1 protein-coding gene is annotated in these 389 nt (G+C 66.8%); it reads right to left on the bottom strand.

The window, feature by feature from the left end; translation table 11 throughout:
* The coding region (locus D7Y13_RS44690; RefSeq protein ID WP_120631179.1) for an LLM class flavin-dependent oxidoreductase at positions 1–270 on the bottom strand (270 nt) is incomplete at its 3' end.
* Between the last annotated feature and the right edge of the window lie 119 nt (positions 271–389).

Genomic DNA, 389 nt, shown 5'->3' with positions numbered 1-389 from the left:
GAGCTCGAACCGACCGCCGGAGATCGAGTCGAGGCCCGCAGCAGTCATGGCGAGAAGCGTCGGCGTGCGCGAATAGATCGGCAGGATGGCCGAGGTGAGGGTGATCGTCCGGGTGACGGCCGCGAGGTAGCCGAGGCGGGAGACCGCGTCGAAGGAGTACGCCTCTGCGACGGCCACGACATCCGCGCCGACCCTCTCGAATTCCTGCACGTCGGACGCCGCGACGGCGAAGTCCTCCGAATAGTCGATCGTTACGCCGAGTCGCTTCATTGCGTGCTTACCTCCTGTTGTTCCGATGCCGCGTCAGTCGCGCTCGCGGACGACCGCGGCGAAGTCTGTCGCCGCGCGCGTTGCAAGCGCGCGCATGCTCGAGGCTGCCGCATCGAAAT

Origin of the sequence: Corallococcus praedator (genome assembly GCF_003612125.1) — a bacterium.
GTDB lineage: Bacteria > Myxococcota > Myxococcia > Myxococcales > Myxococcaceae > Corallococcus > Corallococcus praedator.
Note: the sequence above shows the minus strand (reverse complement) of the source record. Positions and strands in the feature narration are given on the sequence as shown.